Genomic DNA, 18176 nt, shown 5'->3' with positions numbered 1-18176 from the left:
CCTTGGCAAGGCAGCACCGCTGCCGATCGCCAATCACCAAACGCCAATCACCTTTCGTCAATCGCCATGCCATACGACGCCGCACAAGCACCGGTCATCGTCCGCCGCTACCAGGACGTGCTCTTCGTCACGCTGAACCGCCCCGCCACGCGCAACGCGCTGGCGCCGGAGGTGGTGGACGAGCTGGCCGCGGCGGTCGACGCGGCGCGCCGCGATACCTCGCTGCGGGCGCTGGTGCTGCGCGGCGCCCAGGGCTTCTTCTGCGCCGGCGGCAACGTGGGCAACTTCCAGGCGCGCCTGGCGGCCGCGCCGGGGCTCGATGACCCCGTGGCCGCGCGCAACCGCCTGTTCGGCCATTTCATGCAGGCCTTGGCCGAACTGCCGCTGCCGGTGATCGCGGTGGTGGAGGGCGCGGCCATGGGCGGTGGCATGGGCCTGGCCTGTGCGGCTGACGTGGTACTGGCCACGCAGGACGCGCGCTTCGCGCTGAGCGAGACCTCGCTCGGCATCATCGCCGCCCAGATCGCCCCCTTCGTGGTGGCGCGGCTGGGTGCGCGCGTCACGCGCCGCCTGGGCCTGACGGGCGAGCGCGTCAGCGGCGAGGCGGCGCGCGCGCTCGGCGTGGTCGACGAACTGGCCGTGGACAGCGCCGCGCTCGACGCGCTGCTGGCACGCTGGCTGACGCAGCTGTGCCGCTGCGCGCCCCATGCCAACCGCGCCTTCAAGCAACTGGTGCCGCGCTGCGGCGCGGAGCCGCTGCCCGGCCTGCTGGACGACGCGGCGCGCGTGTTCGCCGAGTGCATGCGCGACGAGGGCGCCGAAGGCGTGCAGGCCTTCCGCGACAAGCGCGATGCCGCCTGGGTCGCGCACTTCGATGCCGATGCCGTGCGCGCCGCGCAAGCGCCGGCCGTGCTGCCGCACTGACGCACCGATGCACTGACGCACCGATGCACCGATGCACCGATGCACCGATGCACCGATGCACCGATGTACTGACGTTCTGATGCGAGAACGGGCCCCGGCTGGCCCGACCGCTTTCTTACCGGATCCAAGCCATGCCTGCTAGCACCCGTCCTTTCCATACCTTGCTGGTCGCCAACCGCGGCGAGATCGCGCTGCGCATCATGCGCACGGCACGCCGTCTCGGCCTGGGGGTGGTGGCCGTCTATTCCGAGGCCGACCGCCACGGCGCGCACGTGGCCTGCGCCGACCGCGCGGTGCGCATCGGCGGCGCCGCGCCGCGCGATTCCTACCTGAACATCGACGCCATCATCGCCGCGGCGCGCACCAGCGGTGCCGACGCCATCCACCCCGGCTACGGCTTCCTGGCCGAGAACGCCGACTTTGCCGAGGCGGTCGCCGCCGCCGGCCTGGTCTTCGTCGGTCCCCCGGCGGCGGCGATCCGCGCCATGGGCAACAAGGCCCAGGCCAAGCGCCTGATGCAGGCCGCCGACATGCCCTGCGTGCCCGGCTACCAGGGCGAAGCGCAGGACGACGCCACCCTGCTGGCGGAGGGCGCCCGCATCGGTTTCCCGCTGATGGTCAAGGCGGCCGCCGGCGGTGGCGGCCGCGGCATGCGGCTGGTACAGGAGCGCGCCGGCCTGGCCGCCGCGCTGGCCAGCGCGCGCTCGGAGGCGGGCGCCGCCTTCGGCTCGGAGGAACTGATCCTGGAGCGCGCGGTGATCGCGCCGCGCCACGTGGAGATCCAGGTCTTCGCCGACAGCCAGGGCCACGTCATCCACCTGGGCGAGCGCGACTGCTCGGTGCAGCGCCGCCACCAGAAGGTGGTGGAAGAAGCGCCGTCGCCCGCGGTCGGGCCGGCCCTGCGCGCGCGCATGGGCGAAGCGGCGGTGCGCGCGGCGCGCGCCATCGGTTACGTCGGCGCCGGCACCATGGAGTTCCTGCTCGATGCGCAGGGCGAGTTCTACTTCATGGAGATGAACACGCGCCTGCAGGTGGAGCACGCGGTGACCGAAGCCATCACCGGCTTCGACCTGGTCGAGTGGCAGTTGCGCGTGGCGGCCGGCGAGCCGCTGCCGGTGTCGCAGGACGAGGTGGCGCTGCGCGGCCATGCCATCGAGGTCCGCCTGACCGCCGAGGACGTGCCGGCCGGCTTCCTGCCGCAGGGCGGGCCGGTGCTGCGCTGGCGCCCGCCTGCCGAGGGGCGCGAGGTGCGTGTCGACCACGCGCTCGAGGAGGGCGGCACCATCCCGACCCACTATGACTCGATGGTTGCCAAGCTGGTGGCCCATGGCAGCACGCGCGAGGAGGCGCGGCGCAAGCTGCTGCGCGCGGTCGAGGACTGCGTGCTGCTCGGCGTGCCCACCAACCAGGGCTTCCTGGCTGACTGCCTGGCGCATCCGGCCTTCGCCGCGAACGATGTCCATACCGGCTTCGTCGCCACGCACCTGCAGGCCGCGCTGCAGCCCGCCGAGCCGGCACCGGCGGTGGTGGCCTGTGCCGCGCTGGCCAGCGCCGGCCTGCTCGACGGGCGGGCCACGGCAGTGCTGGCGGCGGCGCCGGTGGCCATGACGCTGCGCCTGGGCGAGCGCGCCTGGCGCGTGACGCTGTATCCGGAGGGCGCGGGCTGGCAGGCGCAGGTGCAGCCTGCCGGCGACCACGAGACACGCGATGGTGCCGGCGCGCAGCGGCTGCCGCTGCGCGTGCTGCGTGCCGACCCGGCGCGCGGCGATGCGCTGGTCGAATGCGCCGGCGCGGCCTGGCCGCTGGTGAGCGCGCGCGACGGCCAGGTGCTGCACCTGGGCGCGGGCGGGCGCGCCTGGCGCTTCGAGCGCGAGGATGCGCGGCGCCGGCGCGGCGCCGGCGCGGCCGCGGGGGACGGGGCGCTGCTGGCGCCGTTGACGGCGCGCATCGTCGCCGTCCATGTGGAAGAGGGCGCCAGCGTGGCCGCGGGGCAGGCGCTGGTGGTGCTGGAGGCGATGAAGATGGAACATACCCTGGTGGCGCCGTTCGCCGGCGTGGTGGCGGAACTGCCGGCGCGGGCCGGCGGGCAGGCGCGCGCCGGGGCGCTGCTGGCGCGCGTGCAGGCAGCGCCGGCAGCGTCGGCCGGGCAGCCGGGCAGCGCCACGGTGGAGGGCCAGGCATGAGCACCGGTGTGAATCGCAGCGGCGCGGTCCGCATCGGCGGCGCCTCCGGCTTCTGGGGCGATTCCGCCACGGCGACGCCGCAGTTGCTGGCCGTGCCCGGCCTCGACTACCTCGTCTACGACTACCTGGCCGAGACCACCATGTCGATCCTGGCGCGCGCGCGCGCCAGGAACCCGGCGCTCGGCTATGCCACCGACTTCGTGCAGGCGGCGATGGCGCCGCACCTGCGCGAGATCCTGGCACGCGGCGTGCGCGTGGTGGCCAACGCCGGCGGTCTCAATCCGCATGCCTGCCGCGATGCGCTGATGGCGGTGGCGCGCGAACAGGGGCTGTCGCCGCGCATCGCGGTGGTGAGCGGCGACGATGTGCTGCCGCACTACGCGCCTTGGCGCGCGCAGGGCCTGCATTCCTTCGACGGCGGCACCCTGCCCGAGGCGCCCTGGTCGGCTAATGTCTACACCGGCGCGCAGGGCATCGCGCGTGCGCTCGAGATGGGCGCGCAGATCGTCATCGCCGGCCGCTGCGTCGACAGCGCCGTGGTGGTGGGTGCGCTGGTGCACGAATTCGGCTGGCGCTGGGACGACTGGGACCGCCTGGCCGCCGGCACGCTGGCCGGCCACCTGATCGAGTGCGGCGCGCAGGCTACCGGCGGCCTCTTCACCGACTGGGAGCGCGTGGCGGACTGGGACCGCATCGGCTACCCGGTGATCGACTGCGCGGCCGATGGCAGCGTGCTGCTGAGCAAGCCGGAGGGCACCGGCGGGCTGGTCGAGGCGGCCGCGGCGGCCGAGCAGGTGCTGTACGAAGTGGGCGATCCGGCGGACTACCGCATGCCGGACGTGACCTGCGATTTCCGCCTGGTCAAGGCCGAGCAGGACGGCCCCGGCCGGGTCCGCCTGAGCGGCGCGCGCGGCCGTGCGCCCGGCAGTGACTACAAGGGCAACGCGACCTGGCAGGATGGCTTCCAGCTCAACCTGATGATGGCCATCCGCGGCATCGACGCCCCGGCCAAGGCACGCCGCACCGCCGACGCGCTGCTGGCGCGCACGCGGCGCCTGCTGGCCGAGCAGGGCCTGCCCGACTACTCGGAGACGGTGGTGGAACTGCTGGGTTGCGAGTCGCAGTACGGCCCGCATGCGCGCGTGCTGCCGACACGCGAGGTGGTGCTGCGCGTCGCCGCGCGCCACCCGCTGGCACGCGGCCTGGCCTTCCTGCAACGCGAGGCGGCTTCCGCCGGCACCTCGATGGCGGCGGGGACACGCTCGTCGTTCTCGGGGCGCAGCGAGATCCAGCCGGTGGTCAAGGTGTCGTCCTTCCTGGTACCCAAGGCCACGGTGCCGATGGCGGTGGAGATGGAAGGCGCGCGCGTGGTGCTGGCCTGCGCGGCCCACTGCGGCGAAGCCGTCGCGGCGGTGCCGCTCGCGCCGGCGGAGGCACCGCCGCTGCCGCAGGAGCCGCGTGTGGCGCGCCCGCTGGTGGCGCTGGCCTATGCCCGCAGCGGCGACAAGGGCGACGACGAGAACATCGGCGTGATCGCGCGCGAGCCGCGTTACCTGCCGCTGTTGCGCGAGCAGCTGACGGCGGCGGCGGTGCAGGCCTATTTCGCCCACCTGCTCAGGGACGCAGGGGAGGGCACGGTGCAACGCTTCGAGGTGCCCGGCCTGCATGCGCTCAACTTCCTGCTGCACGGCGCGCTCGGCGGCGGCGGCGTGGCCAGCCTGCGCTCCGACCCGCTCGGCAAGAGCTTCGCCCAGATGCTGCTCGATTTTCCCTTGTCCGTCCCGCAGAGCTGGGCATAGACCCGGCTGCGGACGGCAGGCCACCGCGCGCCGGTCGAGAGACGGGTGCGCCATCACACCCGGAGGAGACATCATGGCTTACCCCCAAGGCAGGCAAGGCCTGCAACGACCGCGCCTGCGCGCGCTGCTGGGCGCCGCCGCGCTGGCACTGGCGCTGCCGCTGCTGCCGGCCGCCGCCGCGGCGCAGGCGGCTTACCCGAGCAAGCCCATCCGCGTGGTCGTGCCGTACACGCCGGGCGGCGTGTCGGACACCGTCACGCGGCTGGTGATGCAGAAGCTGGCTGAACGGCTGGGCCAGCCGGTGGTGGTGGAGAACCGTCCCGGCGCCAACGGCATGATCGGTTCGGACAATGTCGCCAAGTCCTCGCCGGACGGCTATTCGTTGCTGGTGGTGGTGGCCGCGCACGCCATCAATCCGAGCCTCTACTCGCACATGAGCTACGACCCCGTCAAGGACCTGACCGGGGTCAGCGAGATCGGGCGCATCCCGATGCTGATGGTGTCCAGCGGCCAGTTGCCGCCGAACAGCGTGAAGGAGCTGGTGGCCTGGGGCAAGGCCAACCCGCAGCGCCTCACCTTCGCCTCGAGCGGCAACGGCTCGGGCGCGCACCTGACGGGAGAGCTGTTCGCCCGCGCGGCCGGCGTCAAGATGACCCACGTGCCCTACAAAGGCATCTCGCCGGCGCTCCCCGATCTGTTCTCCGGCCAGATCGCCGTGATCTTCGACTCGGTGCAGACCATGATGCCGCAGGTGCGCGCCGGCAAGGTCAAGGCCCTGGCCATCACCGGACCGGCGCGCTGGCCCACCGCGCCGGACGTGCCGACCATCGCCGAGGCCGGCTATCCCGCCGCGTCCGCCTCGAGCTGGATCGGCCTGCTGGCGCCGGCGAAGACCCCCAGGCCGGTGCTGGACAAGCTCTCGGCGGAAATGGCGGCCGTGCTGAAGCAAGCCGATGTCCATGCCCGCCTGGTCGACTACGGCATCGAGCCGGTCGGCGGCACGCCCGAACAGTTCCAGTCCTTCATCCGCGAGGAAGCGGCGCGCTGGGCCACGGTGGTGAAGCAGGCGGACATCCATCTCGATTGAGGTGGCGCGGGACGCGGTGGCGTCCTGGCGTGTCCGATCAGGCCGACGGCGCTATCGGGTGCGATCGGGCTTCGCACCCCGTCGGTTTGCTCCCCTCTCCCGCGTGCGGGAGAGGGGCCGGGGGAGAGGGCAGGCGCCAGCCACGGCGATGCCTTCCCCGGCATCCTCCTACAACACCCCCCGCTCGCGCAGCCCCGCCAGCTCGGCGTCGCCAAGTCCCAGTTCCGCGCGCAGCGCCGCCTCGGTATGCTCGCCCAGCATCGGCGGCGCGCGCATTTCCACCGGGGTGGCGGAGAAGCGCAGCGGGCTGCGCAGGGAGGGGGCATCCACGCCGCGGCCATGCGGCAGCTTCAGCAGCAGATCGCGATGGCGCACCTGCGGGTCGGCGAAGACAGCGTCGAGCGCATTGATCGGGCCGCACGGCACGAAGGCACGTTCCAGCGTGGACAGCAGTTCCGCCGCATGCCAGCCGGCCACGCAGGCGCCGATGCGATCGCGCAGCGCGGCACGGTTGGCCACGCGGCCGGTGTTCTCGCGGAAGCGCTCGTCGTCGAGCAGCTCGGCGCAGCCCAGCACCTTGCACAGCGCCGCGAACTGGCCGTTGTTGCCGGCCGCCACGATCAGGTGGCCGTCGAGGCAGGCGAATACTTCGGACGGTGCCGCCACCGGGTTGGTGTTGCCTGCGCGTCCCGGGACCTTGCCCGTCATCAGGTAGCCGAGGCCGAGATGGCCGTTGGCCGCCACCGAGGCATCGAGCATGGCGGCATCGATGTACTGGCCCTCGCCGGTGGCGAGGCGGTGGTAGAGCGCGCCCATCAGGGCCACGCTGGCGTTGAGGCCGGTCAGGATGTCGGTGATGGGGATCGATGTGCGCATCGGCTCGGCGCCGGCGCTGCCGTCGGGCTGGCCGCAGGTGCTCATCAGGCCCGCCATGCCTTGCAGGATGAAGTCGTAGGCCGGGCGCGCGGCGTAGGGGCCGTCGGGACCGAAGCCGGTCACCGAGCAATAGATGATGTCGGGCCGCAGCGCGCGGATCGCGTCGTAGTCGAGGCCGTATTTGCGCAGGCTGCCCGCCTTGTAGTTCTCGACCACCACGTCGCAGCGCGCGGCCAGCCGGCGCACCAGCTCGGCGCCCTCGGGCCGCGAGATGTCGACCGTGATCGACTGCTTGCCGCGATTGCAGCACAGGTAGAAGGCCGAGTCATTGCTGGTCCTGCCTTGCGCGTCGGTGAGAAAGGGCCCCATCTTGCGCGTGTCATCGCCGTCGCCCGGCTTCTCGATCTTGTAGACGGTGGCACCCATGTCGGCCAGGTTCTGCGTGGCCCAGGGGCCAGCGACCACGCGGGTCAGGTCGAGCACCTTGATGCCCTGGAGGATTGCGCTCATCGATGTCTTTCGTGGAAGTCGGTGTACGGCATCATTGAGCGCGGCACGCGTTCACGCAATTTCTCAGTGCCGAAGCGTGCGTAAGCCGCAGGCGAAGCATGCCGTGGCGAGGCGGCGTGCGCTTCGCAGGGGGATTGACGACGGGTCGCCGGCACGCGCATCATGGCGCTCATGCATTCCGACGCGCTGCGCGCCATTTCCCCGATCACGACCACTACCACCACGACCGCGCCAGGCGGGTCGTGAGGACGGTATCGAGTCGGAAGGCATACTGTTTCAAGGCCCCGCCAGCGATGGACGGGGCCTTTTCGTTTCTCCGTCCATGCCGGGACAACGCGGGGCATGCCCCCCACCCAGACGACATGAGCAGGAGAAACACATGCCAGAACCTTCCGCCCGCCGCGCGCTGCTGATCCTCGACATGCAGTGCGGCCTCTTCGATGGCCACGAGCCGCCTTACGAAGGCGAGCGCGTGCTCGCCCGCATCAACCGGCTTGCCGCGCGCGCGCGTGCCGCCGGCGCGCCGGTCCTCGCCGCGCGCCATACCGGACCCGCAGGCTCGCCGATCGCGCCGGGCAGCCCGGCCTGGCAGCTGCTGCCGCGCCTCGACGTGGATGCGGCACACGACATCGTGTTCGACAAGACCCGGCCGAGCGGCTTCGTCGGCACCGGGCTGGAGGCGCGCCTCGCGCAGGCCGGCATCGGCGAGCTGGTGATCGTCGGCATGAAGACGCAGTACTGTGTCGACGCCAACTGCCGCGCCGCGGCCGATCTCGGCCTGCGGCCGGTGCTGGTGGCCGACGCGCATACCTGCATGGACACGCCGGACCTGCCCGCGGCGGCCATCATCGCGCACCACAACCGCACGCTCGGCAGCGCCTTCGCGCAGCTCGTCACTGCCGAGGCGTGCCGCTTCTAGTCTCTCATCGATCCATTCGAGGCTCAGGACACCGCCGAGGCCGGCAGGTCCGCGCTGCAGCTCGGGTGTTCGGCGTCGTGGTCGTGCGGATGCAGCGCGCCGGGCACCTTGCAGCTGTCGAGTCCGCCGGCGCTCAGCCAGGCGGCGGTGGCCTCGGCCGCGCGATCGATCAGTTCGCCGCAGCGGCTGTAGTCGTAGGGCGAGACATCGAGCGGGCACAGCGGCGGCACCACGCTGATGCGGGCCACGTCCGACCAGCGTTCGAGGTCGTGCACGAGCTGGCGCGCTACCAGCAGCGACAGGGCGTTGAAGGCGTGTTCGATGGCGCCGCGCGGTTCGCGCCGCTGCGCGCAGGCGAAGCCGGCCGGCAGCACCAGCACGCGGGTGGCGCCCAGCCGGACCGCGGTGGAAACCGGGGTGTTGTTGGCCACGCCGCCGTCGATCAGCGCGCGCCCGTCCACCCGCACGGGTGGGAACACGCCGGGGATGGCGGCGCTGGCCAGCACCGCATCGACCAGGCTGCCGGACGACAGCACGACTTCCTCGCCGCTGTGCATGTCGGTGGCCACCACATGCAGCGGCACCGCCGCGTTCTCGATGCGGGCGTTGCCGAAATGGAGTGCCAGCAGGCGCTGCAGCGCGGTGGACTCCACCAGGTGCCCGCGCCGTCCGCCGAACATGCCCAGCAGGTTGCGCCAGGACCATGGCATCACATCGTCGCGCCGCACGCCGCGCCAGAGCGCTTCCAGGCGCGACGTTCCCTCGGCGTGGGGATGGCAGGCGAAATAGGCGCAGTTGATGGCGCCGGCCGAGGCCCCGACGACGAAGTCGGGGATCAGGCCGGAGGCCACCAGCTCGCGCAGCATGCCGGCCTCGACGGCGCCGAGGCTGCCGCCGCCGGCGAAAACGAAGGCTGTCTTGTCCATGGCGTATTGCGATGCAGCAGATCGCAGTGGGAGAGGTCTGCGACTAGGGTATATCGTGCGCGCGCCGACGGCCAGTGTCCGGCACCCGGAGGCGCCGGCACCGCGATGGCACATAATGTGCATAGCCATGTGGAAAAATGGTACGCCCGCCAGCAGAGCGGCGCGAAGAGAGGAGACGATGAGCAGTTCTACCGACAATTTCTCGGCCACCATGCGCGATGGCCTGTCCAACCTCGCCCGCCGGCTGCGTTTCGCCATGAAGGAGGGGTCGATCTGGCTGGGCGAGCAGCGCATGATCCTGCTGCATACGGCGGCGCTGGGCGCCCTGCGCAAGGAATTGGTGGATACCCTCGGCATGGAGCGTGCGCGCGGCCTGTTCATGCGCATGGGCTTCCATTCCGGGCTGCGCGATGCCGAACTGGCCAAGACCATGCGCTCGGGCCACAGCGACTTCGGCATGCTCGAGATGGGGCCCTGCCTGCACACCATCGAGGGCGTGGTCAGGGTGACGCCGCTGACCGTGGACATCAATATCGCCGCCGGGGTCTACCACGGCGAATTCCTCTGGGAAGACTCCTTCGAGGGCGATGTGCACCGGCAGATGTTCGGCGTGGCGCAGGCGCCGGTGTGCTGGATGCAGATCGGCTACGCCACCGGCTATACCTCGGCGCTGATGGGCAAGACCATCCTCTACCGCGAACTGGAATGCGTGGGCTGCGGCCAGCCCCACTGCCGCATCCTGGGCAAGCCGCTGGAGCAGTGGGAGGACGGCGAGGCCGAGCTGGCGCTGTACCAGCCCGACCCGGTCATCGACACCATCCTGGCCTTGCAGAGCGAAGTGGAGCAATTGCGTGCCCTGCAGCGCGCCAATGACCAGCCCGCCGACCTGGTGGGCGGCTCGCCGGGCTTCCGCGCCGCCTGGAACCTGCTGCAGCGCGCCGCCGGCAGCAGCGTGACGGTGCTGCTGCTGGGGGAGACCGGGGTCGGCAAGGAGCGCTTCGCGCAAGCCCTGCACGGCGTCAGCGCGCGAGCCGACAAGCCCTTCGTGGCGGTGAACTGCGCCGCCATCCCCGACGAACTGATCGAGTCCGAGTTGTTCGGCGTGGAGAAGGGCGCCTTCACCGGCGCCCACCAGTCGCGTGCCGGCCGCTTCGAGCGTGCTCACGGCGGCACCCTGTTCCTGGACGAACTGGGCGAGCTGTCCGCCTCGGCGCAGTCCAAGCTGCTGCGCGTGCTGCAGGAGGGGGAGGTAGAGCGCGTCGGCGGCAACGAGGCGCGCAAGGTCGACGTGCGCCTGGTCGCCGCCACCAATGTGGACCTGGCCGAGGCGGTCAGGCAGGGCACCTTCCGCAAGGACCTGTACTACCGGCTCAACGTCTACCCGGTCACGATTCCGCCGCTGCGCGAGCGGCTGGACGACATCCGGCTGCTGGCGGAGCGCTTCATCGCGCGCTACGGCGCGCGCCATGGCAAGAAGATCCTCGGCATCACCGATCGCGCGCTGGCCGAGCTGCGCCGCTACGACTGGCCGGGCAATGTGCGCGAACTGGAGAACGTGATCGAGCGCGGCGTGATCCTGGCGGCCAACGGCGGCCAGATCAGCGCCGAGCAATTGTTCCTGCCCGGCACCGAAGCGCCGGCCGGGGTCGACACCACGCCCAGGCTGGGCGAGCAGGGCGCGCTGCCCGGCCTGCGCGAAGCCGCGGTGCATGGCCTGCTGGACTATATGGCCGAGAACGGCCTGGCGCTCGGCGAGGTGGAAAGCGTGCTGATGGAGGCTGCCATGCAGCGCGCCGACGGCAACCTGAGCCAGGCAGCGCGGCTGCTCGGGCTGACGCGGCCCCAGCTGGCGTACCGATGGAAGACGCGCGGCACGCGCGGGTGAGGGGAGCCGGCCGGCGCGGCGCGAACTCCGACGCGCATGCCGAAGCCGGCGAGATGCGCCAACACCAATCGCCAAGCACACGGTCTTGGCTCCCTCTCCCCGCACGAAGAGGGTTGAGGAGAGGGGTGGTCTAGCGAGGCGTCGCATCGAGCGAAGCCCTCGGTGTGATCCAGAACGCGGGCACGGAAACGAAGCCGACGGTGCGATCCCGCCCGTCACGGCATAGCCAGTGCCTGCCCTCTCCCCGGCCCCGCTCCCGCAAGCGGGAGCGGGGAGACAGCCGCCACGGCGCAGCCCGTATCGCTCCGTCCGGAGCCAGCCGCCCCCCACGCATTCCTCCGATTTGATCATTTGATGCATCCCGCATGTCAGCGCTGCGCCGGGTCCGGCGCGGCGCGGCCTGGCGATGCTGCGCCGCGTTCCGCCGTGCGGCCCGGCAGCTGAGCGCCCGGGCCCTTTTGGCAGGGCTTCGTTGTTGCGATGCGCAAGTACGGCGGCGGCAGCGGCCGCTGCCTGCAAACGGCCGCCTGGCGCGGCTTTTGATCATTTGATCAAGTGCGCGGCGGAGCTTGATGAATTGATCGAGCGGTGGCGCAGCGATCTCTCCGGGTTTGTACGGAGATGGGCCGGGCGTGGCATCGCCATCTGTGCCGCAAACGCTGATCTGGCGTGCCTTTGCGCGGGCTGGCACGGTCTTCGCAATAGTCCGGGCAAGCACAACGCGATGCGGCACGGCAGCACGCGGATGCCACGCACCTGGAGACGCCATGATCAATCAATCGGTCCCGCTGTTCGAAGCCACGCCGCGCTACGTGCGCGTGGAAGGCCGCACGCCGGAGGGCTTCGTGCTGTTCGCCTTCAGCGTCGCCGATCCCGACCTGAACGTCGAACTCATCCTGCCGGAGCCGATGTTCGAAGCCTTCTGCAGCGCCAACCATGTGCGCTTCCTGCCGGCAGAGGCGGCCTCTGTCGATAGCGGCGAGGACGCCTAGCAGGCATCCACCGGGCACACACGACGGGCCGCCAGAGCCCCCACCGCCGGCGCACCCGCGCCGGCACCACGATACAAACCAGGAGACAACGCGATGCAAGTCGATATCAAGACGCAGCAGATCCAGCCGCTGCGCCAGACCTACGGCCACGTGGCGCGGCGCTTCGGCGACAAGCCGGCCTCGCGCTACCAGGAGGCGACCTACGACGTCCAGTCCGAGGTCAACTTCCACTACCGCCCGACCTGGGCGCCGCAGTTCGAGCTGTACGACAAGCGCCGCACCGCCATCGAGATGGCGGACTGGTATGCGCTGAAGGACCCGCGCCAGTACTACTACGGCGCCTACGTCGGTATGCGCGGGCGCCAGCAGGAAGCGGCCGAGAAGAACTTCGCCTTCGTCGAGAAGCGCGGGCTGCTGCAGGCGCTGCCGCTGGAATGGCGCGAGCGCCTCACCGATGGCCTGCTGCCGCTGCGCCACGTGGAATGGGCGGCGAACATGAACAACTTCTACTGCGCCGACTATGGCTGGGGCACGGCCATCACGCAGGCCTGCACCTACTGCGCGATGGACCGGCTGGGCATCGCCCAGTACCTGTCGCGCATCGGCCTGCTGCTGGACGGCAACACGGGTGCTGCGCTGGAGCGGGCGCGCGCGGCCTGGCTGGAGAGCGAGGCATGGCAGCCGCTGCGCCGCTTCGTCGAACACAGCTTCGTCATCGAGGACTGGTTCCAGACCTTCGTCACGCAGAACCTGGCGCTCGACGGGCTGCTCTATCCGCTCGTCTACCAGCATGCCGACGCGGCCATCGTGCGCGCCTGCGGCACCGGGCTGGCCGTGGTGACCGAGTTCATGAACGACTGGCGCGACGAGCACGTGCGCTGGGTCGACGCGGTGGTGCAGACGGCGGCCGCCGAGTCCGAGGCCAACCGCGCGCTGCTGTCGCGCTGGGCCGCCGAGGCACGCGCGCAGGCGGCCGAGGCGCTGCGGCCGGTGGCGGCCATCCTGCTGGGGGGCGAAGGAGAGCAGGCGATCGCCCTGTGCCTCGAACAATTCGACGCCCGGCTGGCCAAGCTCGGCGTGGCCGCCTGAGGAGAATGCCATGAGCGCCAACGTCTACATCGCCCTGCAGAACAACGACGACACCCGTCCCATCATCGAGGCCATCGCCGAGGCCAACCCGCTCGCCGTGGTGTCGCAGTTCCCCGCCATGGTCAAGATCGACGCCCCGGGGCGCCTGACCATCGTGCGCGAGCTGGTGGCCGACAAGCTCGGCCGCGACTGGGACCTGCAGGAGATCCACCTGAACCTGATCTCGCTGTCCGGCAACATCGACGAGACCGACGAAGCCTTCACGCTGCACTGGAGCGCCTGAGCACGGCTCGGCGCCCCGCACACAAGCAACGGCAACCGCACGCCATAGCAGAGCACACGGAGACATCATGGACGCACGCAAGAAGCTCAACCTGCGCGAGAAGTACGCGACGATGACGCGCGACCTCGGCTGGGAGACCACCTACGAGCCGATGGACAAGGTCTTTCCCTTCGACAAGTACGAAGGCATCAAGATCCACGACTGGGACAAGTGGGAGGATCCCTTCCGCATGACCATGGACGCGTACTGGAAGTACCAGTCGGAGAAGGAGCGCAAGCTGTACGCGATCATCGACTCCTTCGTGCAGAACAACGGCCACCTCAACGTCTCGGACGCGCGCTACCTGAATGCGCTGCGGCTGTTCCTGACCGGCGTGACGCCGCTGGAGTATGCCGCGCACCGCGGCTATGCCCACCTGGGGCGCCATTTCCGCGGCGCCGGCGCGCGCGTCGCGGCGCAGATGCAATCGATCGACGAGCTGCGCCACGCGCAGACCCAGCTGCACACGCTGTCGGTCTACAACAAGTATTTCCACGGCTTCGGCGAGTGGCGCCACATGCATGACCGCGTCTGGTACCTGTCGGTGCCCAAGTCCTACTTCGAGGACGCGATGAGCGCGGGGCCGTTCGAGTTCATCACCGCGATCTCGTTCTCCTTCGAGTACGTGCTGACCAACCTGCTGTTCATGCCCTTCATGTCGGGCGCCGCCTACAACGGCGACATGGCCACAGTGACCTTCGGCTTCTCCGCGCAGTCGGACGAGTCGCGCCACATGACGCTGGGCCTGGAGGTGGTCAAGTTCCTGTGCGAGCAGGACCCGGACAACATCCCGATCCTGCAGAAGTGGCTCGACAAATGGTTCTGGCGCGGCTTCCGCCTGCTGACGCTGGTCGGCATGATGATGGACTACATGCTGCCGCGCCGCGTGATGTCCTGGGCCGAGGCCTGGGAGATGTACTTCGAGCAGGCCGGCGGGGCGCTCTTCAAGGACCTGGAGCGCTACGGCCTGCGCCTGCCCAAGTACCACGACGTCGCCACCAAGACCAAGGACCGCATCACCCACGAGGCCTGGGGCACCTTCTACAACTATGCGGCCGCCGCCGGCTTCCACACCTGGATCCCGAAGCCCGACGAGATGGCATGGCTGGACGAGAAGTATCCGCAGACCTTCGCGCGCTACTACAAGCCGCGCCTGGACTACTGGCAGGAGCGCCAGCAGGCCGGCGAGCGCTTCTACAACGGCACGCTGCCGATGCTGTGCCAGACCTGCCAGATCCCGATGGTGTTCTCCGAGCCGGACGACCCCACGCAGACCTGCTATCGCGAGAGCAGCTACCACGGCATGAAGTTCCACTTCTGCTCGGACGGCTGCAAGGACATCTTCGACGGCGAGCCCGAGAAGTATGCCCAGGCCTGGCTGCCGGTGCACCAGATCTACCAGGGCAACTGCGGCGGTGCCTCGCTGGAGGACGTGCTCAAGTGGTACCGGCTCAACCTGGGCGCCGACAACCTCGACTTCGAAGGCTCGCAGGACCAGAAGAACTGGAATGCCTGGAAGGGCGTGCCGCACCCGGCTGCCTGAGCGCCGCGCCACCCCGGACCCCACGCATAAGGAGACACATCATGTCCGTCGCATCCATCGGTGAATACCGCTTCGAACCCGCCGACCGCGAGGCGGTGTTCCACGGCAACCGCCTGCTCTACGTCGGCTGGGACCAGCACCTGCTGTTCTGCGCGCCGCACTGCTTCCCCTTCCCGCCCGCGATGCGCCTGCGCGAGGTGGTCGAGCAGGTGCTGCCCGGCGTCTATGGCTACCACCCCGACTTCGGCCGCATCGACTGGAGCCGGGTCGAGTGGCTGCGCGGTGGCCGGCCCTGGCAGCCCGACCTCGACGCCACGCTGGAGGAGAACGGCCTCGGCCACAAGGAAGTGATCCGCTTCCGCACGCCCGGCCTGGACGGTATCGGCGGCAGCGCGAGCTGAGCGCCGCCGCGCAAGGAGACGCAAGATGTATTCGCTGACCATCGAGCCGATCGGGCAGACCATCCCGATCGCACCCGGGCAGACCGTGCTGGATGCCTGCCTGCGCAGCGGCGTATGGCTGCCGCACGCCTGTTGCCACGGCTTGTGCGCCACCTGCAAGGTGCAGGTGGTGGAGGGCGAGGTCGACCAGGGCGAGGCTTCGAGCTTCGCGCTGATGGACTTCGAGCGCGACAACGGCCAGTGCCTGGCCTGCTGCGCCACCGCGCAGTCGGACCTGACCATCGAGGCCGACATCGAGGAGGACGCCGATGCGCTGGGCCTACCGTTGGCCGACTACGAGGCCGAAGTGGTGGACGTGCGCGCGCTTACACCGACCATCCGTGGCATCTGGCTGCGGGTCAAGGGCGGTGCGAAGGTGGCATTCCAGGCGGGCCAGTACCTGAACCTGCAGGTGCCGGGCTGCGACCAGCCGCGCGCCTTCTCGCTGGCCAATGCGCCGGATGAGGAACTGGTGGAACTGCATGTGCGCAAGGTGGAGGGCGGCCAGGCCACCGGCTACCTGCACGAGCGGCTGGCGGTCGGCGACGCCTTGCGCTTTTCCGCGCCCTACGGCCGCTTCTTCGTGCGCCGCTCGGCACAGGCGCCGATGCTGTTCCTGGCGGGCGGCTCCGGGCTGTCGAGCCCGCGCGCGATGATCCGCGAACTGCTGGCCGCTGGCGAGACCTTGCCGATCACGCTGGTGCAGGGCGCGCGCAACCGGGCCGAGCTGTACTGCGAGGACGAGTTCCGTGCGCTGGCCGAACGCCATCCGAACTTCCGCTACGTGCCGGCGCTGTCCGACGAGCCGGCCGACAGTGCCTGGCAGGGTGCGCGCGGCTTCGCGCACGAGGCGCTGGCCGCGCTCTATGCCGATGGCGACGGGCGCGCGGACTTCCGCGGCCACAAGGCCTACCTGTGCGGGCCGCCGCCGATGATCGAAGCCTGCATCCGCACCCTGATGCAGGGCCGGCTGTTCGAGGCGGACATCCATACCGAGAAGTTCCTGTCCGCGAGCGATGCGCAGAACAGCGCGCGCAGCCCGCTGTTCAAGATCTGACGGGCAAGGCGCACAAAGCGCACCAAGCACACAAAGCACACAAAGCGCACCAAGCGTGCAAAGGAGACAGACATGCATACGGTGGAGATTGCGGACAGCGGGCAGCGCTACCCCTGCGACCCGGGGCAGAACCTGCTGCGTGCCATGGAAGTGCTGGGGCAGCGCGGCATCCCCGCGGGCTGCCGCGGCGGCGGCTGCGGCGTCTGCAAGGTCCGCATCGAGTCGGGGCGCTACCGCACCGGCAAGATGAGCCGCGCCTGCCTGTCGGAGGCGGAGCAGGGGCAGGGGCTGGTGCTGGCCTGCAAGGCATTTCCCGACAGCGATATCCGCTTGCGGCCGGCGGCGCTGCTGGCGCGTTGCCTGGACAAGGCGCGCTAGCGGGGCCGACTGTCGAGCAAGCGAAAGCGCCGCGAGGGCGGTGACGACAAACACGGATCGCAGATCCGGACATCAAGGAGACGAACATGGCATTGACTGGCGTATTGCGCCCGGGGCACGTGGCATTGCGCGTGCTGGAACTGGAACCGGCGCTGAAACACTATATCGACGTGCTCGGGCTGCAGGAGACCGGCCGCGACGCGCAGGGCCGCGTCTACCTGAAGGCCTGGGACGAGCACGACCATCACAGCGTGGTGCTGCGCGAGGCCGACAGCCCGGGCATGGACTACATGGGTTTCCGCGTCGACAGCGACGCCACGCTGGAGCGGCTGGCGGGCGAAGTGGCCGCCAGCGGGCTGGCGCAGGACTGCGCCTGGATTCCCGCCGGCGAGCACCTGCGCACCGGCCGGCGCTTCCGCTTCACCATCCCTACCGGCCATGCCATCGAGCTGTTCGCGGACAAGGACAAGCTCGGCTGCCAGACCGGCGACCTGAATCCGGACCCCTGGCCGGACGACCTGCGCGGCATGGCGCCGAGCCGCTTCGACCACTGCCTGTTGTACGGCGACGACCTCGACGGCACGGTCAAGCTGTTCCGCGACGTGCTGGGTTTCTCGCTGGCCGAGGAGGTGGTGGCGGGGCCGGAGCGGATGGTGATCGGCGCCTTCCTGACCTGCTCGAACAAGGCGCACGACATCGCCTTTATCCGCCACCCGGAGAAGAACCGCTTCCATCACGCTTCGTTCCAGCTCGACAACTGGAGCGAGGTGCTGAAGGCGGCCGACATCATCTCCAAGCGCGATGTATCGCTCGACATCGGTCCGACCCGGCACGGCATCACGCGCGGCGCCACCATCTACTTCTTCGACCCCTCGGGCAACCGCAACGAGGTCTTCGCCGGCGGCTATATCCATTACCCGGACAAGCCGACCATCACCTGGACCGATAACGAGCTGGGGCGGGCGATCTTCTATCACGACCGCAAGCTCAATGATGCCTTCTTGAATGTGTTGACCTGAGGGGGGAGTTTTCGAATGAGGCGGTGCTCGGCATCGTGCGGGCCATCGCATGACGCGGGCGCCAGCCCTCACCCCCAACCCCTCTCCCGCGAGCGGGAGAGGGGAGCCAGGTTCATCGCGGGCGGGGAAGGTCGCTCTGGCGAGGGTTTGTTCCCCTCTCCCATGCAATGGGAGAGGGGCCGGGGGTGAGCGCGGGCGATTGCCGTGGCGAAGGCCTGCGTGTTTTC

At 70.2% G+C, this 18176-nt stretch carries 16 protein-coding genes; 14 read left to right on the top strand and 2 right to left on the bottom strand.

Annotated features, from left to right (window positions below; genetic code table 11):
- Positions 1-66: 66 nt before the first annotated feature.
- The 4 genes from BKK80_RS29315 to BKK80_RS29300 all read left to right on the top strand — a co-directional run bounded on the left by BKK80_RS29315 (position 67) and on the right by BKK80_RS29300 (position 5993).
- Complete coding sequence (locus tag BKK80_RS29315; RefSeq protein ID WP_071072344.1) at positions 67-924, top strand: enoyl-CoA hydratase/isomerase family protein; 858 nt, start codon at positions 67-69, stop codon at positions 922-924.
- A gap of 131 nt (positions 925-1055) precedes the next feature.
- A complete protein-coding gene (locus BKK80_RS29310) occupies positions 1056-3107 on the top strand; it encodes an acetyl/propionyl/methylcrotonyl-CoA carboxylase subunit alpha (RefSeq protein ID WP_071072342.1) in 2052 nt (683 codons plus the stop codon).
- On the top strand, positions 3104-4906 hold the full coding sequence (locus BKK80_RS29305; RefSeq protein WP_071072339.1) for an acyclic terpene utilization AtuA family protein: 1803 nt from the start codon (positions 3104-3106) through the stop codon (positions 4904-4906). Before BKK80_RS29310 ends, BKK80_RS29305 begins: the two co-directional genes overlap by 4 nt.
- A gap of 73 nt (positions 4907-4979) precedes the next feature.
- Positions 4980-5993 (top strand): tripartite tricarboxylate transporter substrate binding protein, encoded by a 1014-nt coding sequence (locus tag BKK80_RS29300; RefSeq protein WP_071019233.1) that lies wholly within the window; start codon positions 4980-4982, stop codon positions 5991-5993.
- 168 nt (positions 5994-6161) lie between these two features.
- Here BKK80_RS29300 and BKK80_RS29295 read toward each other — a convergent pair whose 3' ends face one another.
- The gene (locus tag BKK80_RS29295) at positions 6162-7379 is read right to left on the bottom strand and encodes a CaiB/BaiF CoA transferase family protein (RefSeq protein WP_071072336.1); all 1218 of its coding nucleotides are present in this window, start codon (positions 7377-7379) and stop codon (positions 6162-6164) included.
- A gap of 379 nt (positions 7380-7758) precedes the next feature.
- Here BKK80_RS29295 and BKK80_RS29290 point away from each other — a divergent pair, with 379 nt between their 5' ends.
- Positions 7759-8298 carry an isochorismatase family protein gene (locus tag BKK80_RS29290; RefSeq protein WP_071072335.1) on the top strand — a complete coding sequence of 180 codons (540 nt, stop codon included), beginning with the start codon at positions 7759-7761 and terminating at the stop codon, positions 8296-8298.
- A 23-nt stretch (positions 8299-8321) separates the two neighbouring features.
- Here BKK80_RS29290 and BKK80_RS29285 read toward each other — a convergent pair whose 3' ends face one another.
- Positions 8322-9224: a patatin-like phospholipase family protein gene (locus BKK80_RS29285; RefSeq protein WP_071019242.1), complete on the bottom strand. Its 903-nt coding sequence runs from the start codon at positions 9222-9224 to the stop codon at positions 8322-8324.
- Between the two features lie 178 nt (positions 9225-9402).
- On the opposite strand from BKK80_RS29285, the gene poxR reads away from it, so the two are divergent.
- The 9 genes from poxR (at position 9403) to BKK80_RS29240 (ending at position 17949) form a co-directional block, all read left to right on the top strand.
- Positions 9403-11109 carry a phenol degradation transcriptional regulator PoxR gene (poxR, locus tag BKK80_RS29280; protein WP_071019244.1) on the top strand — a complete coding sequence of 569 codons (1707 nt, stop codon included), beginning with the start codon at positions 9403-9405 and terminating at the stop codon, positions 11107-11109.
- A gap of 767 nt (positions 11110-11876) precedes the next feature.
- Entirely contained in the window at positions 11877-12101 is a 225-nt protein-coding gene (locus BKK80_RS29275; RefSeq protein WP_071019247.1) for a phenol hydroxylase subunit, read from the top strand.
- A 93-nt stretch (positions 12102-12194) separates the two neighbouring features.
- Complete coding sequence (locus tag BKK80_RS29270) at positions 12195-13190, top strand: aromatic/alkene monooxygenase hydroxylase subunit beta (protein ID WP_071019249.1); 996 nt, start codon at positions 12195-12197, stop codon at positions 13188-13190.
- 10 nt (positions 13191-13200) lie between these two features.
- Positions 13201-13473: an MmoB/DmpM family protein gene (locus BKK80_RS29265; protein ID WP_071019255.1), complete on the top strand. Its 273-nt coding sequence runs from the start codon at positions 13201-13203 to the stop codon at positions 13471-13473.
- Between the two features lie 67 nt (positions 13474-13540).
- Complete coding sequence (locus tag BKK80_RS29260; RefSeq protein ID WP_071019257.1) at positions 13541-15055, top strand: aromatic/alkene/methane monooxygenase hydroxylase/oxygenase subunit alpha; 1515 nt, start codon at positions 13541-13543, stop codon at positions 15053-15055.
- Positions 15056-15096: 41 nt separating this feature from the next.
- Complete coding sequence (locus tag BKK80_RS29255; protein WP_071019260.1) at positions 15097-15456, top strand: phenol hydroxylase subunit P4; 360 nt, start codon at positions 15097-15099, stop codon at positions 15454-15456.
- Between the two features lie 25 nt (positions 15457-15481).
- Positions 15482-16552: an NADH:ubiquinone reductase (Na(+)-transporting) subunit F gene (locus BKK80_RS29250; RefSeq protein ID WP_071019263.1), complete on the top strand. Its 1071-nt coding sequence runs from the start codon at positions 15482-15484 to the stop codon at positions 16550-16552.
- A gap of 72 nt (positions 16553-16624) precedes the next feature.
- Positions 16625-16930, top strand: a complete 306-nt coding sequence (locus BKK80_RS29245; protein WP_071019266.1) for a 2Fe-2S iron-sulfur cluster binding domain-containing protein — start codon at positions 16625-16627, stop codon at positions 16928-16930.
- A gap of 86 nt (positions 16931-17016) precedes the next feature.
- On the top strand, positions 17017-17949 hold the full coding sequence (locus tag BKK80_RS29240; RefSeq protein ID WP_071019269.1) for a catechol 2,3-dioxygenase: 933 nt from the start codon (positions 17017-17019) through the stop codon (positions 17947-17949).
- Positions 17950-18176: the final 227 nt, after the last annotated feature.

This window comes from Cupriavidus malaysiensis, from assembly GCF_001854325.1.
In the GTDB taxonomy this organism is placed as follows: domain Bacteria; phylum Pseudomonadota; class Gammaproteobacteria; order Burkholderiales; family Burkholderiaceae; genus Cupriavidus; species Cupriavidus malaysiensis.
Note: the sequence above shows the minus strand (reverse complement) of the source record. Positions and strands in the feature narration are given on the sequence as shown.

Excerpts from the sequence above, each read along its gene's own strand:
- BKK80_RS29315 (WP_071072344.1), top strand. The coding sequence starts at position 67 with ATGCCATACGACGCCGCACAAGCACCGGTCATCGTCCGCCGCTACCAG.
- BKK80_RS29310 (WP_071072342.1), top strand. The coding sequence starts at position 1,056 with ATGCCTGCTAGCACCCGTCCTTTCCATACCTTGCTGGTCGCCAACCGC.
- BKK80_RS29305 (WP_071072339.1), top strand. The coding sequence starts at position 3,104 with ATGAGCACCGGTGTGAATCGCAGCGGCGCGGTCCGCATCGGCGGCGCC.
- BKK80_RS29300 (WP_071019233.1), top strand. The coding sequence starts at position 4,980 with ATGGCTTACCCCCAAGGCAGGCAAGGCCTGCAACGACCGCGCCTGCGC.
- BKK80_RS29295 (WP_071072336.1), bottom strand. The coding sequence starts at position 7,379 with ATGAGCGCAATCCTCCAGGGCATCAAGGTGCTCGACCTGACCCGCGTG.
- BKK80_RS29290 (WP_071072335.1), top strand. The coding sequence starts at position 7,759 with ATGCCAGAACCTTCCGCCCGCCGCGCGCTGCTGATCCTCGACATGCAG.
- BKK80_RS29285 (WP_071019242.1), bottom strand. The coding sequence starts at position 9,224 with ATGGACAAGACAGCCTTCGTTTTCGCCGGCGGCGGCAGCCTCGGCGCC.
- poxR (WP_071019244.1), top strand. The coding sequence starts at position 9,403 with ATGAGCAGTTCTACCGACAATTTCTCGGCCACCATGCGCGATGGCCTG.
- BKK80_RS29275 (WP_071019247.1), top strand. The coding sequence starts at position 11,877 with ATGATCAATCAATCGGTCCCGCTGTTCGAAGCCACGCCGCGCTACGTG.
- BKK80_RS29270 (WP_071019249.1), top strand. The coding sequence starts at position 12,195 with ATGCAAGTCGATATCAAGACGCAGCAGATCCAGCCGCTGCGCCAGACC.
- BKK80_RS29265 (WP_071019255.1), top strand. The coding sequence starts at position 13,201 with ATGAGCGCCAACGTCTACATCGCCCTGCAGAACAACGACGACACCCGT.
- BKK80_RS29260 (WP_071019257.1), top strand. The coding sequence starts at position 13,541 with ATGGACGCACGCAAGAAGCTCAACCTGCGCGAGAAGTACGCGACGATG.
- BKK80_RS29255 (WP_071019260.1), top strand. The coding sequence starts at position 15,097 with ATGTCCGTCGCATCCATCGGTGAATACCGCTTCGAACCCGCCGACCGC.
- BKK80_RS29250 (WP_071019263.1), top strand. The coding sequence starts at position 15,482 with ATGTATTCGCTGACCATCGAGCCGATCGGGCAGACCATCCCGATCGCA.
- BKK80_RS29245 (WP_071019266.1), top strand. The coding sequence starts at position 16,625 with ATGCATACGGTGGAGATTGCGGACAGCGGGCAGCGCTACCCCTGCGAC.
- BKK80_RS29240 (WP_071019269.1), top strand. The coding sequence starts at position 17,017 with ATGGCATTGACTGGCGTATTGCGCCCGGGGCACGTGGCATTGCGCGTG.